Source organism: Candidatus Venteria ishoeyi (assembly GCF_030378065.1).
Classification (GTDB): domain Bacteria; phylum Pseudomonadota; class Gammaproteobacteria; order Beggiatoales; family Beggiatoaceae; genus Venteria; species Venteria ishoeyi.
In genome coordinates this window covers 17466-34542 of sequence record NZ_JAUCGJ010000013.1, presented here as the reverse complement: position 1 = coordinate 34542, position 17077 = coordinate 17466, and the positions used below count along the sequence as shown (strand labels likewise).

Genomic DNA, 17077 nt, shown 5'->3' with positions numbered 1-17077 from the left:
GTTTTTTCCTTTTAAAACGTATTCCGCGCCAGTTCCCTTAACAGGAACTGGCGCGGCATATTTTATCCATCACCAAATATGAATTATTAGTTTCAGATTTTTAACTGATGGTTTGACAGTAAAATTATAAGCCATAATCCACCACTTCAAATTGAATCCCAGGTGCATTTGGTACAATTGCCATTTCCACCCACAACTTGTCACTATTAACATCCACGCAATTTAAGCGCAAACGATTTTCCTCAGCAAAGGGATAAATTGCGCACTGTTCCGCTGGCGTGACTGTTGTTGGTATTAAAGAGGTATTATCCACTTCAAAGTGTAACGCACCAGTTGGCACAAGATTCATATTAACGCGGTAAGCTGTGTTATTAACGACTACACAAGGTATTTCGAGATTGGGTGCGTTGGCGTTAAATATGGTACATTGTGCCGGGTCTGATGGCATACGCACAAATTCAGCGGTGCAAACGGTGTTTCCTGTCAAGGCAAAAGGCGTTGCGCAAGAAGCGGGACTCCAACCAACAAAACTGCTGCCAATGTCCGGCGTAGCGGTTAAAGTCACGGTATCACCTGACGCATAATTACCGTAGCCGCTTATTTTTCCACTGCCTGTACCAATTGCGCTGGTTGTTACGCCAAAAAGGGACTTGCCACACTTACTGCTGACACTTGTAAAGTTGGCTCCTACAGGAAAAGGTATAGCAGTCCCCGATCCATCGAAAAATTGATGCAAGGTATTTTTTTCACTTAAAATGGCACTCTGCGCATCATTAAATGCGGAAAGATGACAATTTTGATAAAAATTAACTTCCGTTAAACTTTGTAAATTAAAAGCAGTGAAATTAGGGATTGTTCCACTAAGTTGATTTTCATCTAATAAGAGTGCTTCTAATTGCGTCAGGTTAAAGTTAGGAACACTTCCCGTTAATTGGTTATGCCTTAATACCAGATGAGTGAGGTTAGGTAGACCATTGAAATTAGGAATACTTCCATTCAATCGGTTGAAACTTAAATAAATCTCTTTTAGTAAGGGTAAATTATTAAAATTGTGGATTTCACCACTTAATTGGTTAGTTACTAAACTCAATCTATCCAGTTTAGGTAATTGACTAAAATTTGGAATCGAACCCTGTAATTGGTTAAATCCTAAATAAAGGTCTATCAAATTTGGCAGATTAGTAAAATCAGGAATAGTGCCACTGAACTGATTATTTCCTAAAACAAGGTATTCCAATAAAGGAAGGCTGGTAAAATTTGGAATAGTTCCAGACAACCTATTTCTTTCTAGGACAAGGAAAGTTAATTTAGGTAAGTTGCTAAAATCAGGAATACTTCCACTAAGCTGATTCCCTGACAAATAAAGTTCCGTCAATATGGGTAAATTGTTAAAGTTTGGAATATTTCCTGTTAGTTGATTAACATTTAGAGAAAGTTTGTTAAGATTAGGCAAGTTACTGAAATCATGAATTGAACCAGTCAACTGATTGTCTGCCAATGAAAGTGTTTCTAATACAGGTAAATTATTAAAATCTGGAATACTTCCAGATAGCTGATTATGACTCAAATTAATCTCGGTTAGATTAGAGATATAGTTAAAATTAGAAATGTTTCCAGTTAATTGATTGTTATCTAAATGAAGCGTTATAAGATTAGGTAAGTCACTAAAATTAGGAATAGAACCGATAAGCTGGTTACCTCCTAAAGAAAGAGCTTCCAATTCTGGCGTATTATTAAAATTTGGAATTGGACCACTTAAGCTGTTTCCGCCTAAATACAATAATTTTAACTTAGGTAACTTACTGAAATTTGGAGTTATTCCTGTCAGGTTATTAGTACTTCCAGATAAAACAAGGTTTTCTAATATGGGCAAATTATTAAAGTCAGGAATACTTCCTGTAAGCTGGTTACCAAACAAATTCAAGCTCACTAAATTTGGCAATTCACTAAAATCTGGAATGCTACCTGTCAATTTATTATCCCATAAAGCAATTTCTGTAAGACTAGGTAGATTGCTAAAATCAGGAATAGAACCACTTAACAGGTTCTCTGGTAAAGAAAGTATCTCTAATAAAGGTAAATTGTTAAAATTGGGTATAATCCCTGTTAACTGGTTTTTATCTAAAAAAACTCTTTTAAGGTTAGGCAAGTTACTAAAATCAGGAATTGAACCAGTCAATTGATTCTCTGCTAAAGCAAGCGTTTCCACTTTAGTTAAATGATTGAAATCAGGAATACGCCCACTAAGCTGGTTACCATATAAAGCAAGTGTCGTTAGATTAGGTATATTGGTAAAATCAGGAATCGAACCGGTTAATTGGTTATAACCCAAGACAAGTCTTTTCAATAGGGATAAATTACTAAAGTCTGGAATAGTTCCACTAAGCTGATTTTTTTCCAAAAAAAGCTCTGTTAAACCAGGCAAAGCAACATCAGGTAACGTCCCTACAAGATTATTTTCTTTTAATTCAAGTTCTGTTACATGCCCAGTATCACAAGTTACCCCTTTCCAACCACAAGGTGTATTTGTTACATTCCAGGAATTTGTAGCAGTATTTGTCCAATTTTCACCACCTGTGCTGGCGTGAAACGCTAACAAAGCCTGACATTCACTAACTGGAATTTCTGTCGCAGCATTACAATCCGTTGCTGCTTGAGTTGATTGGGAAATCCCCCAGAAACAAGCAAACAGTATGAAACAAATATTTAATCGCATTTTATTCATATTTTTTCTCTTTTTATAAAATCCGGATTCCTACCTGTGAAGGAACAACTAAAAAAAAATTATTATTTTGAAAATAGTGGCCTTGGTCATCAATCTATCAAATTTTTTCCCACAGAGGCATGGAGGCGCAGAGGTTTTAGATCTATTTTCAAGGCACTCTCTGCATCCCTGTGCCTCTGCACCTCTGTGGGAGGTATAAAAAATCGCCGAATTACAAACAGGTGAGGGATTTGCGACCAAGGCCGAAAATAGTTATGACTTACATGCTGTCTTCCATAAAAATAACACCGCGTAAAGCGGTGTTATTTTTAATATGCTATTTTTTCAGGCAAGTACCTGAAAAAATTAATGAATATCTTTCCAGTATTCCTTTTTAAGGGCAAAGGCAAAAATAAACAATAACAGTAAGAACAAAATGACTTTAACGCCTAAACTGTAACGTACCATTTTTGCAGGTTCGCCCATGTACTCCAGGAAATTCACGAGATCACGAACATTACGCTCGTAGTCTGCATTGAGTTTAGCGTATTCGCTGTCACTCATACTTCCTTTGGGAACTGCAACTTTTTCAATCACCTGATGCTCATGACCTTTATCATCCTTCACCGTTTTATAAACCGGCTCAGGAATACCACCTTGCAGGTCTCCTAAAACGTGAGGCATGCCCACATCTTTGAATACCAGGTTATTAATGCCCAGTGGCTTGCTGTCGTCCTTGTAAAAGCTCAGGAAATAGGTATACAGCCAATCACTGCCGCGAGCACGGGAAATCACGCTCAGATCCGGTGGGGTGACCCCAAACCAGCGCTCAGCATCGCTGCTATCCATTGCGATTTCCATGGTGTTGCCCACCTTGTCGGTGGTAAACATCAGGTTTTCTTTAACCTGCTCATCGGTCAAACCCAGATCCTTACCCATGCGGTTAAAACGCATAAAAGAAGCAGAATGACAGCTTAAGCAGTAATTCACAAACAGCTTGGCACCATTTTGCAGTGAACCCTGATCATTCATATCAGTATCTACGTGCATTAAATGCGCGCCACCACCGCCAGCTAAAGCCACGGATGCGCTCAGCAAAGCGGAGAAAAAGGCCGTTAAAGGTAACAGTTTTTTCATAATAAACATTCCTTTCCGTTTAGTGCGCATCAAAAGTGACGCGATCAGGTTCGGGTTTGGTTTTATCCATGACTGAATAGATTGGCATCAGCAGGAAAAAAGCAAAATACAGAACACTGAAAATACGTGCCAACTGGGTCAATTCAGGGGTTGCCGGTTGTGTACCCAGCCAGCCCAACATGATGAAGCTGACGACAAAAATGGATACGGCAGTTTTGAATATCAGACCCTTATAACGAATGGATTTAACTTTGCTGCGATCCAGCCAAGGCAGGAGAAATAACACAACAATAGCACCACCCATAGCAACAACACCGAGGAATTTATCCGGTACTGCGCGCAAAATTGCATAAAATGGCGTGAAATACCACAAAGGTACGATATGCTCAGGTGTTTTTAATGGATCAGCCGGGATGAAGTTATCTTTTTCCAGGAACCAGCCACCCATTTCCGGCAGGAAAAATACCACGGCTGAGAAAATCATCAGGAAAAATACCACACCAACAATATCTTTGACACTGTAATAAGGATGGAAAGGAATACCATCAACAGGGATGCCGTTAGCATCTTTGTTTTTCTTGATTTCAATACCATCAGGGTTATTAGAACCCACAGCATGTAAGGCAATGATATGAACAAAAACCAGTGCTGCCAGGATAAAGGGCACTAAAATCACATGGAATGCAAAGAAACGGTTCAAGGTCGCATCGGCAATCACGAAATCACCACGAATCCATAAAGCCAGCGTCTCGCCTACCCAGGGAATTGCGCCAAACAGTGAAATAATCACCTGCGCGCCCCAGAAGGACATCTGCCCCCAAGGCAGCAGATAACCCATAAAGGCTTCAGCCATCAGTGCCAGATAAATGAACATACCGATGACCCACAGCAATTCGCGGGGTTTTTTGTAAGAACCGTACATCAAGCCACGGAACATGTGCAGATAGACGACGATAAAGAAGAAAGAAGCGCCGGTAGAGTGCAGATAACGAATCAACCAGCCCCAATCGACATCGCGCATGATGTATTCAACAGAGGCAAATGCCAATGAAGCATCAGGCTTGTAATTCATGGTCAGGAAAATACCAGTAACAATCTGAATCACAAACATCATTAATGCCAGTGAGCCAAAGTAATACCAGAAATTAAAGTTTTTTGGCGCGTAATATTTGGCGAGATGAAGGTTCCAGGTTTCGGTCATGGGGAAACGTTCATCGACCCAGTCACGCATAGCGACTAATGCTTTCATCAGGCTGCTCCTTGATCAACGCCGATAATCAGGCGGGTGTCAGACAGATAGGCGTGAGGCGGAACCACTAAGTTAGTAGGCGCTGGCACACCCTGGGCAACACGACCAGCCAAATCAAAGCGCGAGCCATGACAAGGACAGAAGAAACCACCTTTCCAGTCCTCTGTGGGGCTGTTTGGCGCACCTAAAGGTACATGCGTTGGTGAACAACCCAGATGGGTGCAGATACCAACTAAAACCGCATATTTTTCTTTACCTTTAATAGAACGCGCTGGATTGGCGGCATACTCAGGTTGCTGACTTTTTACTTCGGAGTTGGGATCACGTAATCCCCCATCCATAGCGGGTAAATCTTTAAGGTTTTCTTCGGTGCGATAGACAACCCAGACTGGCTTGCCTCGCCATTCCACGGTCAGCATCTGACCGGGTTCCAGTTTGCTGATATCGACTTCAACCGGCGCACCTGCGGCCTGTGCTTTTGCACTTGGTTGCATAGACTTAATAAAGGGTACTGCGACAAAACCGACACCTACCGCACTGATTGCTGAGGTTGCACCAATCAGCATACGGCGTCGTTTCATATCTACGCCTTCTGTACTCATGTTACACTCTCCCGTGTAAAGTGACAAAATAGCTGGTTAAAAAAGCCCGTTAGCGTCTCATAAAACCACGTTTTTGGCAAGTTAATTTGTTAGTTAAACATTATGCAGGCGTGTGTTTTGGCGTCTGCTTTGTGGTGTGAATTAAAAGTATTTTTTTATGATCATGGTGTGTATTCCATAGGTATTGCCTATTCAGCGTCCTTCTGCGTTTTTAGCGGCTTTATTAAAAGGAAATTTTTTAGCCGCAGAAAGCGCGGAAGTTTGCAGATATTCTTCACTAATGCTCTTTCTGTGGCACTTCAGCAAGGCTGGTTTTAATCAAATAGCTCGTTTACCGCTTTACGCAATGATTTCACCATATTCGGGCCATTAATTTCTGTAATTTGTTCAATAATCCAATGTTTATTTTTACTGTCGCCTAATACTGCGCCGACACTCGTGGCAAAATGGCGCAGAAAATCCAGTTTAGCTTCACCACCGGCAAATGCATAAGGCGCATAAGCTTCAGCCTGCTTATTAAATAAATCCAGCAATACCTGGCGGTAATCACCACTGCCATAGAGTTCCTGGTGGTTTTCTTCATAAGTGCGCAGTAAATGCAGGGCAACGGCATTGATAAAGCTGTGACGCACACTATCGGGCATTTTATCGGCGTGTACCAGACGATCCGTAGCCTGGAGTAGAAAGGCCAAGCATTCGCCGACTACTTGCAAACGATGCTCGTTGCTGTAAGTCATAAAACCTTCATTTTCCAGTTCCAGCAGCGTCTGGGTGCTGATGCGCCAGATGATAAATGCGGTGGTGGAGGCGGTTTCTTCCAGGGAACGGGCTTTTTCTTTATGCCACTGGGTTTTTAAACGTACAGACATTGTTAGAACTCTTCTGTTTTAAGGAACGTGGATGAAATAAGACTAAAAACTAAGATCCTCATTCCTGATTAAAAAAACACCACTACCACCTTGTTCAAATTCCAGCCAGGTGAGTGCTAAATCAGGGTAAGTTTCAATCATGGCTTGTTCACTGGCACCTACTTCAACAATCAGTACGCCACCAGGATTCAGATGATTTGTTGCTTGTTTAATAATGTGATGCACCAAATCCAGGCCATCCTCACCCGCAGCCAGTCCCAGTTCCGGTTCATGACGATATTCTGGAGGTAGGTCGTGCATTTCCTGCGCGTCCACATAAGGGGGGTTGGCAATAATCAGGTCGTAACGCTGTCCACTTAATTGCGAAAATAAATTACTTTCTATGGCCTGTACCTGATGTTCCAAACCATAATCACTGATATTTTTTCGTGCAACTTGCAAGGCATCAGGAGAAATATCCACTGCATCCACTTGGCTGTGTGGTAAAGCCAGTGCGGTGGCAATGGCGATGCAGCCACTACCCGTACCCAGTTCCAATACCTGATGGATATCTTCTGCTTCCAGCCAGGGTGAAAACTGGTGCTGAATAAGTTCTGCAAAAGGTGAACGCGGAATCAATACCCGCTGATCCACATAAAACGACAGACCGGCAAACCAGGCTTCATGAGTAAGATAAGGGACTGGCATACGCGCATTAATGCGCTGCTGGAACAAATGAATGATGCTGTTTTTTTCGCTGCGGGTCAGGCGTGCACTCCAGAAACTTTCCGGGGGATTAGCTTGTAAATGCAAGGCATGTAAGACCAATACCATTGCTTCGTCAATGGCGTTGTCCGTGCCGTGACCAAAAAAAAGTTGGTGTTCATTAAACAAACTGGCTCCCCAGCGCACAAAATCATTTAAGGTGCTTAAATCATCTGTTGCCGTGGTAAAAGGATCTGTACTCATGAGGGCGTGCTTCTAAAAAATAGTGTGAATTGGGATATAAGGCAGGGAATACCAGTAAAAAATCCAGCTAAAAGCTGGATTTTTTATGAACCGCAGGATGGGTAAAGCACAGTGTGCCCATCATTATTATAAAGATGGGCATGCATTATTTTGCCCATCCTACATGTTATATCACGCTAACAAACTGGCGGTTTTTGCTGCCTTTGATTTCAAATTTAACTTGACCATCGGATAAGGCAAACAAAGTATGGTCACGACCAATACCGACATTAGGGCCAGCATGGTAACGGGTGCCGCGTTGGCGGATAATGATGTTGCCTGCTCTAACGGCTTCGCCGCCATAGCATTTAACGCCTAGGCGTTTGGATTCGGAATCGCGACCATTGCGGGTACTACCGCCTGCTTTCTTATGAGCCATGAGTAAAATATCCTTTTTTCGATAAACAATAATTAATTGATGTCACGCAAATGCAAATCAGCGTGAAGCAAAAGCGGTTTTTTCACGTTTCAAAACCGGTGAAAAAGAAGCTTTTGCGTAACAGCGGATGATTAACCGGTAATACTGTCGATTTGCAGCGCGGTATAATTCTGGCGGTGCCCCATCTGTTTACGATGATGTTTACGGCGGCGGAATTTAATAATGGTCACTTTTTTGTGGCGTCCATGTTCGAGTACAGATGCGGTGACCTTAGCGCCTTCAACGATAGGTGTGCCGACCTTAACGGTTTCATCATTACCCAGCATCAATACGTCAAATTCAATGTTTGCGCCTGCTTCGGCATCCAGGGTCTCAACTCTCAGCTTATCGCCTTCACGTACGGTGTATTGTTTGCCACCGGTTTTAATTACTGCATACATAAATAATCTCCGTTTTCCTCAGCCACACTTGAAGTCGAACAAAAATTCACCACAATCTGGTATATTCTTTTTCATTAATCGCCTAAAATTCTATTTTTTAGTATTCCATTTTAGTATTTCAGGGTAAAATTTTAGTGCGGCAGGGAAAAGTTCTTGTCGTCTAAAAAAACCGGTTATTATAGTTCACTTTATTCAGAGGCACAATGAAAGATCATATTTTATTTTTCCCAACCTGGGTACGCGGCTTTTTTTTATTATTATTTCTTGTCATTTATAGCGTGGCGCGTATTGTTATTCTCACGATTATCATTTTTCAGTTTGGTAGCTTGTTATTTACCGGCAAAGTCAATGAGCGTCTGTTGGAATTTGGCGAGCACCTAAGTATTTATAGTTATCAGATTATCCGTTATCTGACGTTTAATACTGAAGAAAAACCTTTTCCTTTCCGCAGTTGGCCAAAATCAGCGCAAGCACCGATTGAAGTGGTTGAACCAACGGAAGATGAAAAATCATAAATGCCATGTATGTGGCGTTAAAAGTTGCCCAGATTTCATACTGATTGCTTAAGATATGGCAGATTTTACTGAAAAAGTCTGGGTGTTACTCTTAACGCTGCTGGCACATATATTGATGCTGAGCCTGTTTTTTATCAGTGCGGGGGAGAACTGGCATAAATCCGGCGCAAACAAGGATTGCGCCTCTGCCAGCCTGCCTGCGCAAACGATCTCAGAAACGGCGGTTAATGCGGCGCTCAGTGTCGTGCAGACAAGCAAGGATACTCAAAATCAGCATCTGCAAGACCAGCAAACACAGTTGCAACAACAACAAAGCTTACTGGCGCAAGAGAAACTGAGTCTGGCGCAACAACAACAAACCATTCAACAACAGCAGCAGGAAGCAGATTTATTATTAAATCAAACTCAAGCGCAAGCTAAAACTGAGCTGGAAAAGATGCAGCAGCGTGAAAGTCTGATAAAACAGGCGGAAACCACTTTAAAACAGCGGGAATCAAGCCTGGAAGCTCAGAGCGAAGCCTTAAAAGCGGCGCAAACAGCTTTGCAGCAGGTACAGGAACAGGTTCAGGCTGAGCAACAGCGTCGTGACCAGGAAATGCAAGTCAGCAAAGCGCAACTGGCGCAGCAAATTCAGGCGGCTAAAGAGCGACAGGCGGCAGCAGAACTTTTAATAGAACAACAAGGTATTGAACAAAAAAAGCAAGCCCAGCTTATGCAACGGCGCAAACAAGCAGAGCAAGAAAAAGCCGAGCAAGCGCGTAAAGTGCAAGCTGAAAAAGCACAACAGGCTGCTGAGCAGAAAAAAATAGCACAGCGTAAGGCTGAAGAAGCCGCGACGCGTCAACGCAAAGCAGAGGCTAAGCAACAACGTTTAGCAGAAGCAAAACGCAAAGCAGACGCTGAGCGCAAACATCAAGCTGCGGCAGAAAAAGCTAAACGACAGGCGCAGGCCGAAAAAGAACGCCAGGAAGCAAAAGCCAGAGCCGCGCAACAACAACGCGAAGCAATGGCAAAAGCAGCTGCGCAGCGCCAACTCAGCACCGTTCAACAAACACGCCAGTTAAATAGTACGAAGCAGGCCATTCAGCAAAAAATCTGGGGGGTCTGGCAACCCATACCAGGTGCTGCCAAAAGTCTGCAATGCACGCTGGAAATTCGTATGATTGCTTCAGGTGAAGTATTAAACGCGCGGGTGATTGTCAGCAGTGGCAATCCGGCTTTTGATACCTCTGCTGAAAATGCGGTGTGGAATGCATCGCCTTTACCAACGCCTAAAGACAGTCAATTATTTGAAAACCATTTCAGAACGCTGAATCTAAAATTCCGTCCCCAATAAGGAAGCATTATGTTCAAACAATTTTTATCCGCTTTATGGCTGCTGTTTTTTTTAAGCAGCTCTGCGCATGCGGTATTAACCATTGAAATCACCAAAGGCGCAGACAGTACCCTGCCCATTGCTATCGTACCATTTGGCGGGTCGGGACAAGGCGCAGTCAGCACGGACATTGCAAAAATTATTCGTAATGATTTGGCGCGTAGTGGTCATTTCTCGCCTTTAGCAGTTGCCAGCCTGCCACAACAACCCGTTTCCGGCGATCAGGTGAATTTCCCAACCTGGCGCACATTGGCAACAGATTATTTATTAATCGGCCAAGTCACCAGCGTGGGCGGAGCTTATAATGTTAGCTTTCAACTGTTTAATATTCCTAAAGCAGAACAAGTCCTGGGATTCAGCTTTCCTGCACGCAATGATAATCTGCGCCGCATCGGGCATCGCATTAGTGATTTAGTCTATGAAGCCCTCATCGGGGAAGTGGGGGCGTTTGATTCGCGCATTGCTTATGTTTCAGTCAAGCACAGCAGCAAGAAGCCTTATCAGTTAAATATTGCGGATATGGATGGTGCGGATGCCAAAGCAATTTTTAGCTCTCATGAGCCGATCCTGTCGCCAGCCTGGTCACCTGATGGACAAAAACTGGCTTATGTTTCGCTGGAAAATAAACGCAATGAAATCTATGTGCAGCATATCAGCAGTGGTAAGCGCGAGTCGGTTGCCAAATGGCCTGGATTAAACAGCGCACCTGCGTGGTCGCCTGATGGTCAAAAACTGGCATTGACCTTATCTAAAGATGGCAATGCTGAAATTTATTTGCTGGACTTAAGTAACCGTCGTCTGCAACGCCTGACTTTTAACCGTGCCACTGATACCGAAGCCGACTGGGCACCGGATGGCAAGAGTCTGGTTTTTACTTCTGATCGTGGTGGTAAACCGCAGATTTATCGCATTTCAGCGAAAGGCGGACAGGCACAACGCTTGAGTTTTTCCGGTAGTTCCAACAGTCGCGCCCGCTTCTCGCCCGATGGGCAAAAACTGGCTTTGATCAATGGCAGCCAACACGGTTATCGTATTGCTGTACAGGATTTAAGCAATGGACAACTGCTTACCTTGACCCAAACCACCCTGGATGAATCCCCCGCGTTTGCACCTAATGGACAAATGATTATTTATGCCACTGGGCCTAGTCTGGCTGCGGTTTCCAGTGATGGTCAAATTCAGCAGCGTCTGGCGGTTGCCGGTAATCAGGGTAGTGTGCGTGAGCCAGCATGGTCGCCACGTTTGCACTGAAGCACGAAATCCAACATGATATTGGCGGCGGCTTCAAAATCCATATCCAGAAGTCCCATTACGCCTGCCAACAGCTACGGAATTCCTGCACATTAAGTACATGAATAACCCGTTTTTCAACCGTGATCAAACCTTTGTTCGTTAATTGGTGCAAAATTCTGGAAAGTGTTTCTGGTTTGATAGAGAGGCGGGAAGCCAATACCTGTTTGGGGAAATCAATATAAATATCGTATTGATTATCTTCAAGCTGGGTGGGAATTTGGCACAGCAGGTAATTGACCAGGCGATAGCTGGCATTTTGCAGTGTCAAATTATCAATTTCATCCAGCCAATGATGCAAGCGCAAACTCATATCACCCAGGATACGTTGACAGGTATCAAAAGATTCGGACAATAATTGCAGAAAATCAGTGTTGGATATCGCCAGCACTTCACTGTCTAATAATGCCTGTGCATCAACAGGATACAGGCGCTTTTCCATAAACATCAAAGCTTCGGCAAAGGTATCATTGCGTGAAATGATTTCGATTACCTTCTCTCCCCCTTCCGCAGAGAGCCGTAATAGCTTTACATGCCCCGTTAATAATACATAAAAATAACGTGCCGGTTGATTTTGCCTGAAAAGATAAGTGCCTGATTTCAGATTGAGGTGCTTCATATTAGGCACTAATTGCTGCATCTGCTCATCAGTCAGTTTGTTAAATAAATAGACTTTACGTAGTGCTTGGTCTAATTCAGGGGTAAAATTATCCATATGAATTACTTATTTGGTATGCGTCAAAGAGACCGGGAAGTATAACATGAGTCGGTTTCATTGATGCCAGGAAAACAAATACTCAGCGAGGAAATAAATATGAGCAGGCAATTTTTAGCGATTAAGATATTGTTTTTTACAGGGCTAATTCCAGTGCCAGAATCCGCGCATCTTCGCGCTGGTTTTTTGTGCTGTAGTGGGTGGGTTCTGCGGGATAATAATTTTTACGCAGACCCACTTCATTAAACCCCAGTTTTTCATATAAGGCGCAGGCTGCACGGTTAGAGGGTCGTACTTCCAGGAACATCGTTTTAGCACCATGTTTTTTGGCGAGTTTAATCAGGTGCAACATCAAATGATAACCCAGTTGCTGGCCCTGGTAACGTGGCTGTACGCAGATATTTAAAATATGTGCCTCACCCACCGCCACGCTCATCACGCCATAAGCAAGCAAATCTTCGGCCTGACGCATTAAGCAGCAGGCATAATCCGTTTTCAGACAATCGGAAAAAATACGCTGGGTCCAGGGAATCTGATAAGCCTGCTGCTCAATAGCCATGACCTGCTCCAAATCAGCGGGTGTCATGGGATAAAATTGTAATTGGGATAACTCAGTAGTGGGCGTGGTCATGAGTCGATTTTTTTCAGAATAAAAATATTTTCATCCTGATTGCGAAAAAAAGCTTCAAATTCAAAACAAACACCTAAATACTTACCGCCTCGCAGCAATAATTCCAGCATATCTTTTTGTTCCCAAACATGAAAATGAATACTGTAATCGGCAATTTCAAGAAAACGCCACCAGGCTTCATGCTCATCCCCTTGCTTTTGGTTCACTTGTAACGACCAGTCCTGATAATGCTTGGCGCGGGAATGTTTAACACCTTGTTGATCATCACGTAATAAATGTTCAAATGGCGTGACTTCGCGTGGCTTATCAAAAGTAAAACGTTTATCTGGCAAGGCATAATATAAAATACCTTCCGGCTTCAACACCCGGAAATGCTGCTGTATACTCCGTAAGGGGTTTTCACAATGTTCCAGAAAATGATTGGCAACTAAAAAATCCTGACTGTTATCTGCAACAGTATTCAACTGCTCGCCATCATCAATAATATCAACCGGCACCAGTTCACGGTGGCACAATTCGGGATAGTGCAGGCGTAATAATTCATTGGGCAGATGATCCAGATAGGATACCTGCGCCGTGGATGGTAGTTTTATGGGGTTATGCAAGGCACCAATTTCAATGCCTGCCCCTCGCAGATATTGATTTGCCAGATATTCCCGTAATTGTTGCTGCTCGGTATGCACCGGGGTTTTGCTTGTGGCTGATTGTTTTTTTTCGGGTGGGCTGAAATATAAGCTTAACCATTGTTGCCAATATTGCAGCATGACGGGTGTCACCACTTTTGGGTGTTGTTGTTGGTAAGTCAACAGACGTTGTTGCAGCACACGTTGTGGATCATCCATTCTTATTTCTCCAGCCATTGTTGTACACTCTCCCGCAAGGGAATCAGTAAACCATGAAAAAAATGCCCGGCTTCTTCCAGCCATAAGATATCCCTTAAGGCATTGCTTTGTCGTTGCTGCGTATCAATCCAGGTTTTTACGCTCTCGGGGTCTACGACATCATCTTTTCCACCTTGTATCACCAAGGTCGGTTGTTTAAGCAACTGGCCTGTACCAGTCTCTGCAAATGCAAAACGTTGTACAGGTGGCGCGACTAATAACAGGCGTTGTGGCTTTAAGGCAAAATGCGCACGAAATGCCACATAACTACCAAAGGAAAAACCTGCCAGCCATAGCTGCGCTTGTGGATAAGCTTGCTGTAAATACTCAGTCACCTGATATAAATCTTCAGTTTCGCCGATACCGTGGTCAAAGCTGCCAGCCGACTTACCTACCCCACGAAAATTAAAACGTGCAGTGATTGCACCTGCATTTTTTAAGGCGCTATTGAGCATATATACCACCTTATTATCCATGCTGCCACCATGTAAAGGGTGTGGATGACAAATAATGGCAATGATTAGGGGGGAGCTATCTGATTGAGGACAGTCAATACGGGTTTCTATAGCCCCGGCCTGACCATCTAACAGCAGGGTTTGTGCAGTACATTCAGGCATGATTGTTTAGATTATGTGTAGCTATAATATTCACCATGAAGAACATGAAGTAGATTTGATGAATAAGACGCTTACTGAAGTTGAACACCATAACTCCCAGCATATAGAAACTAACGGAAATCTGATACACAGTTGTGATGAGTCTGAACGCTTCGATTATGCTACGGCACTTACTAATGGATGATTGATTGTCACGGGTATTATTGAAAATAGCCAGTGGGTAGATAGTAATGAAAGCAAGCAATTTATAGCATATTTATAGGCTTAAGCTATCTGAAAAGATAGCCTAAACCCAGTTATTTTTATCTCATAAAGTAGTATATTTTGAATCACACACTACCAAACGGGTTGTTAAAGGCAATTTTTCCCTCGTTTACCGCAAAAAAAATTAAAGACACATAACAATAACCAAGATTTTTATATTGGTATTTAAGTGGGTGTCTGTAAATTTTTCTTGGTATTATTTATCACAGTCCTCTGGTCTATCAATGGAATCGCGGATCTTGTTTGCCTTCTTCAATAGCTTGTCACATTTAGGTGCAAGCTTTTTAATTCGAGCACTAAGTCCCGATGCAGTTCCCATTATACGGGCAGCCTCTGCATAGTTTCCAGAGTCTTTTTCCTTGTCGGCTTTATCTTTTTGTTGTGCATATTTTTTTATATCAGCCTCCATAGGATCACATGTTGACCAGTACTTCTTTGCTGCTTTTTCCAAAGTTTCACAATCGTTAGCCATTACACTCGCTGGCATCATTGTAATCCCACACGCCGCAACAATCGTAAGTACACTCAAACGATCAAAAAATATCTTTTTCATTTTTATTCCTCGCATAAAGGGTAAGAAACTCAACGGTTAAACCGTTACAATCGCAAAATGTGATCGCGATGATATTATCCATCTTACCCTGATGTTTCGTCAAGCTATAACGATTCAGACAGGTTTGGTATTCACCGAATCAACAAACGTTCTACAATACGACCATTGACTAAATGCTCATCAATAATCTCATCAATATCACTTTGATCTACCCAGCTATACCAAACAGCTTCCGGATAGACCACGATAACCGGCCCGGATTCACAGCGATTTAAGCAGCCTGCGGTATTGATGCGTACCGTGCCAGAGCGCACCAGACCCAATTGTTTACAACGTTTTTTTGCATGATCCCGCATTGCCAGTGCATCAAAACTTTGACAGCAGGACTCGCCTTCTGCACGTTGGTTGGTACAGAAAAAAACATGGTATTTGTAATAACTGGCTATATCAGACATGAGTATGCTCTTTACTATTCTCTTTAATTTGCTGGATAAAATTCACAAAACGTTGGGTCCACGGATTATTATCCACATCTCGTAAATGCGCATAACAAGCCAGGGTATTTTTATAAATAATGCCATCTTGTTTGCCATTAATACCATGACCGCGCAATACCTTATAAGCAAATGTCAGCTTCGGGTCAAGTGCAATGACCTGGGAATAGTGGAATTCATGAGCACTGAACTGCGCAGGTAGTCCCTGCTTATCATTTAAGCCCCATAAACCCAAGCCAGTTTCCTGTAAACGAATATAACCCCGGCCTTGAGGCGTTTCATGCATCACCGTATCCAGTGCCAAAGCGCCGGTCATGGGGTAAGCCTGCCCCTGCCAATGTAACTGACGGCCTAAATACATCAAACCGCCACACTCGGCATAAACCGGCAAACCGGATTCTACCGCATCACGCACTGCCCGGCGTAGTATTTTATTGTCTGCCAATTGTGCTGCCTGGGTTTCCGGGAAACCGCCACCAATGAATAAACCCTCTATTTTCGGCAAACGTGTGTCATGCAGTGCATCAATAAAATGTAACTCTGCGCCAGCCTTTTCCAGCGCCTGCAAATCACCGGGGTAATAAAAACCAAAAGCCTCATCACGCAGTATGCCTATTTGCACTCGCTTGCTATGTTGACCGCCTGGCGGTGGACAAACGGGCGCGGGAGGTAATGTTGCCTGTGCTGCCAGTGTTTTTAATTGTGCCAAATCCACTTGCGCTGCCACCAGGTCAGCAATTTGCTGAATTTTATGCTGCGCCTGTTGATTTTCATTACTGGGCATCAGTCCTAAATGACGTTCATCTATCACCATTGCCGGGTCTTTATGCACTGCGCCTAATACCGGCACATCCGTATAATGTTCAATCACTGCGCGCAGCTTTGCTTCATGGCGCGTTCCCCCCACCTGATTGAGAATCACCCCGGCAATATTCAACTTGGGATCAAAAGCCTGATAGCCGATAATCAGTGGCGCAATGCCCCGGGTCATGCCCTTGGTGCTCAGCACCAATACCACTGGTGCTTGCAGCAGATGGGCTAATGCCGCATTGCTGTTACTGCCGTCAATATCCAGGCCATCATATAAGCCCTTGTTGGCTTCAATCAGGCTGATGTCACTGCCCTGACTGTAACAGGATACATTGCGCAGAATTTCTTCATGGCCCATGGTATAAAAGTCCAGATTATAACAAGGACGTTGCGCGGCTTCTCCCAGCCACAGGGGATCGATATAATCCGGGCCTTTTTTAAATGGCTGTACAATCTCACCCGCCTGGCGCAGGGCGGCGCACAAGCCAATACTGACCGTGGTTTTACCGGAGGATTTGTGCGCGGCGGAAATCAGCAAATGTGGCATGTTTGTTCCTGTGTTACT

At 43.4% G+C, this 17077-nt stretch carries 18 protein-coding genes; 3 read left to right on the top strand and 15 right to left on the bottom strand.

Features of this window, described 5'->3' with window-relative positions; all coding sequences use genetic code 11:
• Positions 1-124: 124 nt before the first annotated feature.
• The 8 genes from QUF61_RS06070 to rplU all read right to left on the bottom strand — a co-directional run bounded on the left by QUF61_RS06070 (position 125) and on the right by rplU (position 8367).
• The gene (locus QUF61_RS06070) at positions 125-2725 is read right to left on the bottom strand and encodes a leucine-rich repeat domain-containing protein (protein WP_289680958.1); all 2601 of its coding nucleotides are present in this window, start codon (positions 2723-2725) and stop codon (positions 125-127) included.
• A 345-nt stretch (positions 2726-3070) separates the two neighbouring features.
• Positions 3071-3841, bottom strand: coding sequence for a cytochrome c1 (locus QUF61_RS06065; protein ID WP_289680957.1), 771 nt, complete (start codon positions 3839-3841; stop codon positions 3071-3073).
• 19 nt (positions 3842-3860) lie between these two features.
• On the bottom strand, positions 3861-5090 hold the full coding sequence (locus tag QUF61_RS06060; RefSeq protein WP_289680956.1) for a cytochrome b: 1230 nt from the start codon (positions 5088-5090) through the stop codon (positions 3861-3863).
• Positions 5090-5692, bottom strand: coding sequence for a ubiquinol-cytochrome c reductase iron-sulfur subunit (petA, locus tag QUF61_RS06055; protein WP_289680955.1), 603 nt, complete (start codon positions 5690-5692; stop codon positions 5090-5092). The genes QUF61_RS06060 and petA overlap by 1 nt, the downstream gene beginning before the upstream one ends.
• Positions 5693-6006: 314 nt before the next feature.
• Positions 6007-6561, bottom strand: coding sequence for a hypothetical protein (locus QUF61_RS06050; RefSeq protein ID WP_289680954.1), 555 nt, complete (start codon positions 6559-6561; stop codon positions 6007-6009).
• Between the two features lie 42 nt (positions 6562-6603).
• Positions 6604-7509 carry a 50S ribosomal protein L3 N(5)-glutamine methyltransferase gene (gene prmB / locus QUF61_RS06045; protein ID WP_289680953.1) on the bottom strand — a complete coding sequence of 302 codons (906 nt, stop codon included), beginning with the start codon at positions 7507-7509 and terminating at the stop codon, positions 6604-6606.
• A gap of 166 nt (positions 7510-7675) precedes the next feature.
• The gene (rpmA, locus tag QUF61_RS06040; protein ID WP_289680952.1) at positions 7676-7927 is read right to left on the bottom strand and encodes a 50S ribosomal protein L27; all 252 of its coding nucleotides are present in this window, start codon (positions 7925-7927) and stop codon (positions 7676-7678) included.
• 131 nt (positions 7928-8058) lie between these two features.
• Positions 8059-8367, bottom strand: a complete 309-nt coding sequence (gene rplU, locus QUF61_RS06035) for a 50S ribosomal protein L21 (protein ID WP_289680950.1) — start codon at positions 8365-8367, stop codon at positions 8059-8061.
• A gap of 203 nt (positions 8368-8570) precedes the next feature.
• On the opposite strand from rplU, the gene QUF61_RS06030 reads away from it, so the two are divergent.
• Genes QUF61_RS06030 through tolB form a run of 3 tightly spaced genes read left to right on the top strand, consistent with a single transcriptional unit; the run spans position 8571 to position 11508 of the window.
• Positions 8571-8882 (top strand): DUF4389 domain-containing protein, encoded by a 312-nt coding sequence (locus QUF61_RS06030; protein ID WP_289680949.1) that lies wholly within the window; start codon positions 8571-8573, stop codon positions 8880-8882.
• 55 nt (positions 8883-8937) lie between these two features.
• Positions 8938-10218 (top strand): cell envelope integrity protein TolA, encoded by a 1281-nt coding sequence (tolA, locus tag QUF61_RS06025; RefSeq protein ID WP_289680948.1) that lies wholly within the window; start codon positions 8938-8940, stop codon positions 10216-10218.
• Between the two features lie 9 nt (positions 10219-10227).
• Positions 10228-11508: a Tol-Pal system beta propeller repeat protein TolB gene (tolB, locus tag QUF61_RS06020; RefSeq protein WP_289680947.1), complete on the top strand. Its 1281-nt coding sequence runs from the start codon at positions 10228-10230 to the stop codon at positions 11506-11508.
• Positions 11509-11566: 58 nt separating this feature from the next.
• On the opposite strand, the gene QUF61_RS06015 is transcribed toward tolB, so the two are convergent.
• The 7 genes from QUF61_RS06015 to QUF61_RS05985 all read right to left on the bottom strand — a co-directional run bounded on the left by QUF61_RS06015 (position 11567) and on the right by QUF61_RS05985 (position 17059).
• Complete coding sequence (locus tag QUF61_RS06015; RefSeq protein ID WP_289680946.1) at positions 11567-12262, bottom strand: Crp/Fnr family transcriptional regulator; 696 nt, start codon at positions 12260-12262, stop codon at positions 11567-11569.
• 136 nt (positions 12263-12398) lie between these two features.
• Positions 12399-12893: a ribosomal protein S18-alanine N-acetyltransferase gene (gene rimI, locus QUF61_RS06010; RefSeq protein WP_289680945.1), complete on the bottom strand. Its 495-nt coding sequence runs from the start codon at positions 12891-12893 to the stop codon at positions 12399-12401.
• Positions 12890-13735, bottom strand: coding sequence for a methyltransferase domain-containing protein (locus QUF61_RS06005; RefSeq protein WP_289680944.1), 846 nt, complete (start codon positions 13733-13735; stop codon positions 12890-12892). Before QUF61_RS06005 ends, rimI begins: the two co-directional genes overlap by 4 nt.
• 2 nt (positions 13736-13737) lie before the next feature.
• Entirely contained in the window at positions 13738-14391 is a 654-nt protein-coding gene (locus QUF61_RS06000; RefSeq protein WP_289680943.1) for an alpha/beta hydrolase, read from the bottom strand.
• 460 nt (positions 14392-14851) lie between these two features.
• The gene (locus QUF61_RS05995; RefSeq protein WP_289680942.1) at positions 14852-15208 is read right to left on the bottom strand and encodes a hypothetical protein; all 357 of its coding nucleotides are present in this window, start codon (positions 15206-15208) and stop codon (positions 14852-14854) included.
• A gap of 131 nt (positions 15209-15339) precedes the next feature.
• On the bottom strand, positions 15340-15663 hold the full coding sequence (locus QUF61_RS05990) for a (2Fe-2S) ferredoxin domain-containing protein (protein WP_289680941.1): 324 nt from the start codon (positions 15661-15663) through the stop codon (positions 15340-15342).
• The gene (locus tag QUF61_RS05985) at positions 15656-17059 is read right to left on the bottom strand and encodes a cobyrinic acid a,c-diamide synthase CobB (RefSeq protein ID WP_289680939.1); all 1404 of its coding nucleotides are present in this window, start codon (positions 17057-17059) and stop codon (positions 15656-15658) included. Before QUF61_RS05985 ends, QUF61_RS05990 begins: the two co-directional genes overlap by 8 nt.
• Positions 17060-17077: the final 18 nt, after the last annotated feature.